We start from the raw sequence: 8544 nt of genomic DNA on the forward strand, positions 1-8544 counted from the left end.
CATGATAAATAAAGATAGCGAATCATTAGGTTCGCTATCTTTTCAAAATGGCAATTAGTATGACTGTTATTTTGCTATTGATGGTAACGATTACAAAATAACAGTTAAATGGCACGAGTAATTATTGATATGTCTGAAACCTTGATTCCTAATATAGTTGAGTTTATGGGAGCGGTTGATCCGTTTGATAAGCTAACGCCTAAAACATTGCGAGATGTCGCGGGAATGATCACCATTCGTTATTTTGGTAAAGGAGAGGTGATTGATTTACAAGAAAGTGATCAACTGTATTTATTGCGAACAGGTGCTGTTGAACAACGCAATCTTGATGGTACGTTACGGGCAAAATTGGCAGCGGAAGATTTTTTTGGTTTTTCTCGATTAACTCAGCAAGAGACCAATACTGCGAGTGATCCTTATACTATTACTGTTATTGAAGATGCGCTAATTTATTGTTTGTCTATTAATGTATTATTAGCCAAACTAAATGATCAGCCGAATGCTTTAGCGCACTTTGCTTCACATGCACAGAGTCGTCTGCGTAGTGGGTTAAATGTAGTGTGGTCACAACATGAGAAAGGGCTGTTTTTTAAACCTATTATGGAGGTGCTTAATCCCCATATCGTTTTGGTTGAAAGCACTCAAACCATTCAAACTGTTGCTAAAGCGATGCATATTAGCAGTAATTCATCTTGTGCTTTTATTATGCAGAATAACGAATTTATTGGCTTGATTACAGATAAAGATATGACAAAGCGTGTTGTTGCTGAAGGTCTCTCTATTAGCGAGAACATTACGACTGTTATGACGCAGACGCCTTACAGTGTTAAACGCGACGATTTGGTCATTACGGCGGCATCGCTGATGATGGAACACGGTATAAAAAACATTCCTGTGTTGGATAATGGTGTTCCTATTGGATTAATTACTCCCTCTGATTTAGTTCAAAATCACCGCATTCAAGCGATCTTTTTAATCGATAAAATTAATAAAATTGAACGTCTTGATCAACTAGCAAAGCTTACTATCGAACGACAAGCTATTTTTGAAGCTCTGGTTGAAGCAAAAGTGACTGTCAGTGTTATTGGTCAAGTCATGGCAATGATTATGGATGCTTATAATCGTCGGTTAGTGATGATGGCTGAAGCATATTTAGGACCCGCACCTTGTGAATACTGTTGGGTAGTCGCTGGTTCTCATGCTCGTAATGAAGTCCATATGCTTTCTGATCAAGATAATGCATTGATTTTAGCTGATGATGCAACTGATGCGGATAAAGCTTATTTCCATCACTTAGCTATGTACGTCAGTAAGGGAATGGCACTATGTGGGTATGAACTTTGTAGTGGTCGCTTCATGGCTGTGACGCATAAATGGTGTCAACCTCTCGCGGTATGGAAAGCGCATTATCAAAAATGGGCAATAAACCCTGAATATGATTTATTACTAGAAATGAGTGTCTTTCTTGATATGCGCTATATCACAGGTAAGCAACAGTTAGTCGATGAGCTACAGGCATGTATGTGTAAACAGCTGGTTCGTAATGCGCGTTTAATATCAGCCTTGGCTCGTAATGCACTAGTACAGAAAACCCCGCTGAGTATTTTTAGAAATTGGGTATTAGTAAAAGAAGGCGAAAATGCTAATACACTTGATATTAAAGATGCTGCACTAAGTATTATTGTTAATCTAGTGCGTGTGCAATATCTACAGTTGTTATCCCAATTATACAGTGCAGAAGAAAGTGTTGTATTTAAGACTAATACTGAAGAACGGCTACAGTCATTGCGTGAACATAATGTAATAAATAAGGCGACGTTCAAGGATTTATTAGCCGCATTTCAATTCATTAGTCAGATTCGTTATAGTCATCAATTGCAAGCATTACTGCAAGGCAAAATACCTAATAACCATATTAATCCCAATGCATTTAATAGCTTTGAACGTACACACTTGCGAGAAACGTTTAAGTTGATTACCAGCTATCAAGAAGTCATCAAAATGAAGTTTTGCTAAGTATGAATAAGACTCATATTTTCAATCGATCTCAATGGCGTTTATGGTGGCAATGCTTATTGGGAAACCATTTAAACGATTTGGAACAGCGACGAATAACGCTATTACAACAACACCCTGACTTACCTGATTTTATACAAGCATTGTTTAGCGCATCGCTACCCCAACCATCAACGATAGTTAACCAATGTTCATTGTTAGCGATTGATTTTGAAACTACGGGCTTTGATGCTCAACAAGATCATATCCTATCGGTGGGTTATGTTGCTATGCAGAGTAATGCGATTGATTTGAGTACTAGTGTCAGTGAATTGGTTAATTCTCGTGCAGCAATTAAACCTGATAGCGTGGTTATTAATCATATTGATCATGCGAAATTATTACAAGGACAGGCACTTGATGAAGTAATGATGCGATTGCTGGTGGCTTTGACTGGAAAAATAGGTATTGCTCACGGCTGTTTTATGGAGCAAGGCTTTATCAATGCTTATCTGCAGCATAAATATCAATTGAATGATTGCCCGCTACTGTGGCTAGACACGTTACCTTTGTATCAATCTTTATATAATAATCAAATATCACACCAAGATGCGCGTTTAGGCAGTGCGCGGCATAAATTAGGTTTACCTGAGTATCAAGCCCATGATGCTTTATTTGACGCTATCGCGTGCGGGGAGCTATGTATAGTGTTATTGCATAAAATTTACGGTAATAAATATCCGACTATTGGCCAGTTGCTTAAACGTTAGTGTTATTTATTATAAGCTTAGATCTTAGTATAAGGTTTAGGTACTTTTCTTTATTCATTTACTGTCGTTGTTATTCTGTATTGATCACTTAATTGCACATCTAAACAACACGCTATGCATAGATGCTCTACACTCAAATTAAAGCAATAGTGTGTTTTGGTTTGCTAGTAAGGGATTGGATAACATGGGTGTCATTATAAGACGCTATTTACCGATAGTGATTTTATTGATGTTTGCAGGGGTGTCGGCAGGGTTATTATTAAATAGGCCTCAACCTCAGCAGAAAATGATTGAAAAGATTGTGCCAGTACTTGATGTGATGCAAGTAAAAAAGCAGCAATTGCATTTTAATATTAATTCTTATGGAATGGTTAAACCTAAGCATCAAGCTGAATTAGTTGCGCAAGTAAGTGGCAGTGTTAACCGTTTAGATCCTGCTTTTTCGGTTGGGCAATTCGTCCGAAAAGGGCAGGTGTTAGCGTATTTAGACGACGATGATTACCATGCTGATCTTGCTCAAGCACAGGCAACGTTAGCTCAAGCAAAAGCGAAACTTGAACAAGAAATCGCCCATGGGATCGTAGCAAAAAAGAATTTACGTCATGTAGCTGTAGCTAAGCAGTCAGCGTTAGGATTACGCATTCCACAACGAAAACAAGAACAAGCGAACGTTAAATTTGCACAAGCAGCATTAGCACGCGCCCAACGTAATGTTGCCCGTACAACTATTACTGCGCCCTTTGATGGTTTAATTACAGAGAAAGCGGTTAATATTGGTACTCATGTCAATGTTGGCGAGCAACTTGGGCGCATATTTGGTACAGATGTTGCTAGAATCCGCCTTCCTGTGACACCACAAGCTTTTTCATTCCTCGATACAAACTCACTCAATACTCGCGTTATATTAGCCTCAGAGCGCCTTGGCCAACCTTATCAACATTGGCAAGCTGATTTTATTGGTACTGAAGGGATCATCGATCAGCAAAGTCGAATGGTTTATCTCATTGTTGATGTGATCGATCCTTATCAATTGCAATTATCTCGTTCGCAACGAACGGATATTCTAAAATTTGGGACGTTTGTTACCGCAAATGTTGCAGCAAAGCCGATTGATAACGCTGTTAAGTTACAGCGTCACGTAGTAAGAAATAATCATGTGATATTGGTTGATAGTAATGGTTTAACTCAAATGCGCAAAGTCGTGGTTGCGCGTACTGATCTTAATTATGCCTACATTAGCAGTGGGTTAGAAAACGGTGAGTTAGTGTCACTGACGTGGCCAGATAATCATTTAGACGGCAAAGAAGTAACCCCTATTTTAAATACTCTCTCTAAGACAGAACAAGCAACACTCACATTGACGCATTCTAAAGGAACTGAGAACGGAGGCTAATGAATGGAATCATCAGGGATCATTGCTTGGTTTACGCGTAATCATGTTGCCGCTAATTTATTGATGCTACTGGTGATGATCGGTGGTTTATTTTCAGTTAATCTTATTAATAAAGAGATATTTCCTGCCTTTGGTACTCATAAAATTACTATTACCACTCAATATACAGGGGCTGCTGCGGCTGATGTAGAGCAAGGGATCATTGTTAAAATTGAACAAGCTATTGATGATCTTGCTGATATTCAGCGAGTGACGGCTGTCGCTAATCAGGGAAGTGGAGTTGTTACGGTTGAGCTTGAGAATGACGCCGATCTTAATAAAGTTTTAGATGAGGTAAAACAGCGAGTTAATAATATTACGACATTTCCTGCTCAAATGGAGCCGCCCTTGATTCAACGGGCGGAATTTATGAGTAATGTGATGTTTTTATCAATATATGGTGATTTGAGTGATCGACAACTCAAACGCTATGCTCAAGTTGTCAAAGATGAAATTATTCAGCAAACCAGCGCGACAGCGGTGACGGTTAGCGGAATAAGGAATGATGAAATAGCTATTGAAATAGCCGCGCAACAACTGCGTGATCATGACGTTACCATTGAGCAAATAGCACAAGTATTACAGCAACGCTCATTGGACTTACCCGCAGGAGCAATTAAAGCTCAAGATGGTGATGTATTAGTTCGTACTACAGAGCAACTTTATCAAGGTGATCAATTTTCAAATATCGTTTTACGCACGAACGCTGATGGAAGTCGATTACGCCTGTCTGATATTGCCACTGTAACGGATGGTTTTGTCGAAAAATCAGTACTTAATCGATTTAATCAACAACGTGCAGCGGTGATACAAATTCGAAATCTGCCTAATCAAGACGCAACATTAATATCACAGCAAGTTAGTGATTATGTGACGAATAAAAAGGCACAATTGCCAGCGGGTATTTATATTGATAAATGGGCCGATATGTCACATTACCTTGAAGGACGGCTTAATATGATGCTGTCTAACATGGTGTATGGTGGGTTATTGGTGTTTATTATTCTCGCTGTTTTTCTTGAAGTGAGACTCGCATTTTGGGTAATACTGGGATTGCCTTTTTGTTTTCTTGGCACATTGCTATTTATGCCATTAGAAATGATTAATATCTCCATTAACTTATTGTCTTTATTTGGGTTTATTTTAGTGCTTGGGATCGTGGTTGATGATGCGATTGTTGTTGGAGAAAGTGTTTATTCAGAAGTGGAACAAAAAGGGCAAACAATTAATCATGTTATTCAAGGTGCGCAGCGAGTCGCTATTCCTGCAACTTTTGGGGTATTAACGACCATGGCTGCATTTGTGCCAATGCTGTTGTCAGATAGCCCTCGCACTGAATTTTTTAAGGCCATTGGATGGGTGGTTATTTTATGTCTAACTTTTTCCCTGATTGAATCTAAATTAATTTTGCCCGCCCACTTAGCCCGATCGCGTTTAGTACAACAACGATCTTGGAACAATCCTATTGTGCGAATGAAACAACGCTTTAATCAGGCGGTAAATAAGTTTATTCATGTTTATTATCGACGTTTTATTAGTTTGGCCATTGTGCATAGATATAGCGTCTTAGCGACATTTGTTGGTGTGTTGTGTCTAGCATTGGCGTTAGTGTTCAGTGGACAATTACGGTGGGTGTTTTTTCCTAAATTACCTTCTGACTATATTCAAGTATTGGTAGAAATGAATGATTCAAATTCAAAAGCTAATAATGTTAAGGTTATTAATCAATTAGAACAGGCGCTGTATGCAACAGATGAAGAAATATATCAGCAACAGGGTGTACATGTGGTGAAGCATAGTTTTGTTAATATGCGAGACAATAACAATATGTTTGTGCTGGTTGAATTAGAAAAAAGTGAAAGTTTACCGATAAGTAGTTTTGAGATTTTAAATAAATGGAAACACCATATTCCGCCATTAGTTGGTGTTAAAACTATTGCTTATGAAGCGTCTATTGACCGCCAGAAAAGTGATATTCAATATCGTTTACAAGGTGAGAATAGTCAGCAACTTTTACAGGCTGCGACAAAATTAAAGCAGCAACTTGAACGTTATCAAGGAGTGTTTAATGTTGAAGATGATTTATCCGCACCAACACAAGAAATTAACATTAAGTTAACGTCAATTGGAAAGTTATTAGGTTTATCCGTTGCTAATTTAACCAACCAAGTTCGACATGCTTTTCATGGTATTGAAGTTCAACGTATTTTACGTAATAACGAAGAAGTTAAAGTGATGGTACGCTATCTTATTGATGAACGCCGTAGTGTTGGTTATTTACAAAATATGAAAGTAGTTTTAGAAAATGGCACATTAGTTCCATTTTCTGAAGTGGCGACCATTGATTTTACCTCAGCATTAAATAGCATTAATCGAGTCGATAAACGTCGAACATTGATTGTTAGTGCAAATGTTCATAAAGAAAAGGCATCTCCATCTGAAATATATACCATTATTAATAAAGAATATTTACCTTTACTGCGTCAGCAATATTCGACGGTTAACATTCAACTTGATGGGCAAGCAAAAGAAGAATCTGAAACTAAAGGTAGTCTTATTCGTGATGCAGTATTAGCGCTGTTTGCAATTTTTGCATTAATGGCTATTCCATTACGATCATATAGCCAGCCATTGATTATTATGTCGGTGATCCCTTTTGGTATTATCGGAGCTATTGCTGGTCACTATTTGGCAGATATATCACTTAATTTACTGAGTGTCTTTGGTATTTTGGCATTGTCTGGTGTCGTGGTGAATGATTCTTTAGTACTGGTGGTATTTATTAATCGAGCGCTGAAACAGGGCGTTCCTCTTAATGATGCTGTTACCGATGCTGGGTGTTGTCGTTTTCGTGCCATTGTCTTGACATCGTTAACCACTTTCTTTGGCTTGGCGCCTATTTTACTTGAAACGAGCTTGCAGGCACAGATTGTGATTCCCATGGCAACATCATTGGCCTTTGGAATCTTATTTGCTACGGTTGTAACTTTAGTCTTAGTGCCTGCTCTGTATTTGATTTTGAATGATATTCAACAAACTTGTCGTCGTTTATTTTATTATTGGTGGCATCCTCAGTTAGGTAAATAAAAATTTATAAAATTTAATGTAAGATTAAACTTTATTAGTGAATGTTATCGTCAATATAATAATGGCAAAAACTTTTATTATTTAATGGGTATTTTATAAAAAACAAGCAATAAAAAATAAACAATCAATTATTGTTATAATATACTTAAAAATAACTAATGGATTAAAATTGCACTGTTTGCTCTAAAAGTAACCAATTATTTCCCTTATGTTTTAAATTATAATGAATATTGTTTTTTTTAATGAATGTTATTCATTAGATGGACATTTGAAATTGACTTATATAGATCGCAGTGCATAATCGATTGATGCTTATTTAGTATTTATTGTTTATCGATTATTTGATTATTGTATCTTTTAGTCATTAGTAAGGGTTTTTACATGAAAGTGTTTGCAACGTCTCTCATAGGTAAAGTTCAAGATATTCATGGACAAATTATTATTAATAATAATGGTTCGATTGAAACTGTTGTATTAGGACAAATAATACCCGCAGGAGCGGAATTACAATTTAATGAAAATGCAACATTAACCCTTACCACAGAGAATAATCAACAAATATTACTTGATGGTGAAAGCCAACAAATATTGCCAGAATCAACAAAAACTCCAATTAATAATGATAGTTCTGATATCGCAAATATTCAGGCATTAATCGCATCTGGTGATGATCCAACTATTCATACAAAAGCGACAGCAGCAGGATCACCAACGCATGCTGGTGGATTTGGGTTTGTGACGCTTCAGCGTGACGGTGATGAGCTATTAGCTACTACTGATTATTCAACAGCAGGCCAGCCTAAATCTATTTTAGAATCAGATGAGCTATTTAATAATGCTATTCGTCATGAAGGTCTTATTGCAAAAGTAGATAATTATACCATTGCTGAAGACAATAAAATCGTATTACACCTATTAGATAACGACACCAGTATTTCTGGAGATCCTTTATCGATAGCTTCAATTAACGGAACACCTTTAACGGGTGGTGATCAAACTATTAGTGTTGATCATGGGCATATCTCAATTGCTACTGACGGCACTATCACCTTTATTCCTAAATCTAATTTTAATGGTGACGTTAATGTTGATTATACCGTAACTGATGGTACTTCAACTCAAAGTAGCCATGCTTCTATTGTTGTAACTCCGGTTAATGACGCGCCAATAGCCACACCGGATGAGGTGACAACCCACGAAGACACGTCAATCACCGTTGATTTAACGGGCAATGACAGTGATGTGGATGGCGATAAGATC

At 37.3% G+C, this 8544-nt stretch carries 5 protein-coding genes; all 5 read left to right on the forward strand.

What is annotated here, in order from left to right; genetic code table 11:
• Positions 1-108: 108 nt before the first annotated feature.
• Positions 109-2016 (forward strand): DUF294 nucleotidyltransferase-like domain-containing protein, encoded by a 1908-nt coding sequence (locus VXS03_RS14345; protein ID WP_327764462.1) that lies wholly within the window; start codon positions 109-111, stop codon positions 2014-2016.
• A gap of 2 nt (positions 2017-2018) precedes the next feature.
• Positions 2019-2765: a 3'-5' exonuclease gene (locus VXS03_RS14350; protein WP_327764463.1), complete on the forward strand. Its 747-nt coding sequence runs from the start codon at positions 2019-2021 to the stop codon at positions 2763-2765.
• A 184-nt stretch (positions 2766-2949) separates the two neighbouring features.
• The gene (locus VXS03_RS14355) at positions 2950-4158 is read left to right on the forward strand and encodes an efflux RND transporter periplasmic adaptor subunit (protein ID WP_327764464.1); all 1209 of its coding nucleotides are present in this window, start codon (positions 2950-2952) and stop codon (positions 4156-4158) included.
• 3 nt (positions 4159-4161) lie between these two features.
• Positions 4162-7284, forward strand: a complete 3123-nt coding sequence (locus VXS03_RS14360; RefSeq protein WP_327764465.1) for an efflux RND transporter permease subunit — start codon at positions 4162-4164, stop codon at positions 7282-7284.
• A gap of 381 nt (positions 7285-7665) precedes the next feature.
• On the forward strand, positions 7666-8544 hold an 879-nt coding region (locus tag VXS03_RS14365), incomplete at its 3' end, for a retention module-containing protein (protein ID WP_327764466.1).

This window comes from Photobacterium sp. S4TG1, from assembly GCF_036040035.1.
GTDB lineage: Bacteria > Pseudomonadota > Gammaproteobacteria > Enterobacterales > Vibrionaceae > Photobacterium.

Coding starts and splice junctions, on each gene's coding strand:
- VXS03_RS14350 (WP_327764463.1), top strand. CDS start 2,019: ATGAATAAGACTCATATTTTCAATCGATCTCAATGGCGTTTATGGTGG.
- VXS03_RS14360 (WP_327764465.1), top strand. CDS start 4,162: ATGGAATCATCAGGGATCATTGCTTGGTTTACGCGTAATCATGTTGCC.
- VXS03_RS14345 (WP_327764462.1), top strand. CDS start 109: ATGGCACGAGTAATTATTGATATGTCTGAAACCTTGATTCCTAATATA.
- VXS03_RS14355 (WP_327764464.1), top strand. CDS start 2,950: ATGGGTGTCATTATAAGACGCTATTTACCGATAGTGATTTTATTGATG.